Origin of the sequence: Aphanothece stagnina RSMan2012, from assembly GCF_046764815.1 — a bacterium.
Lineage (GTDB): Bacteria > Cyanobacteriota > Cyanobacteriia > PCC-6307 > Cyanobiaceae > NIES-981.
This window is the reverse complement of sequence record NZ_JBKOUC010000089.1, coordinates 1-575: the sequence shown is the minus strand read 5'-3', so window position 1 is coordinate 575 and position 575 is coordinate 1. Positions and strand designations below refer to the sequence as shown.

1 protein-coding gene is annotated in these 575 nt (G+C 40.2%); it reads right to left on the bottom strand.

The window, feature by feature from the left end; all coding sequences use genetic code 11:
- Positions 1 to 191, bottom strand: a 191-nt coding sequence (locus ACLNEE_RS16855) for a hypothetical protein (protein ID WP_412007448.1), incomplete at its 3' end; no start/stop codon positions are given.
- Positions 192 to 575 lie beyond the last annotated feature (384 nt).

The window sequence follows — 575 nt, the reverse complement described above, 5'->3', positions numbered from 1 at the left end:
CCATCACTTATCCAGCGGTGGAGGTTATCAAGTTCAGCCATTTGTTCATCGGACAAACTGAACAAATCATCAACTTTGTCCAACGAATAGCCTAAATATTTCAGCCGATTGAACACTGTTGTCCGGGCTACCCCGTAGGATTTTTCCAGTTGTTGTACAACGTCACGTTTGGACTTTCCAGCGATGGACATTTTTTAAATCTCCCAAATATTTTTTTGTGGAACTTGTCGTTTAAGGGATTCTATATGACAATTTTTTTCTGTCAAGTCCAACGCTGGACTAAATTTGTCCAACATAAAGGAGTAAAAATCCAGCGGCAATCCGCCGGACAAATTGCCCTTTGCCATTGGACAAAATCTTATTTTCGCTGGACAAACGTTGCAAATGTCTAGTGATTTGTCTAACGCTCTTATTGCACAAACTGGACAATTCTTCCTTGGTCTTTGGACTGTCCAACGCATCCAGTATTAGTTGGCGGACAACTTCACCTTGTTTATGGGTAGGCCAGTCGTGGGAGTTAAATTCCATAGTGAACTCCTTAAAATTAATAATTTATATTGTCCAATAGCTAAAGA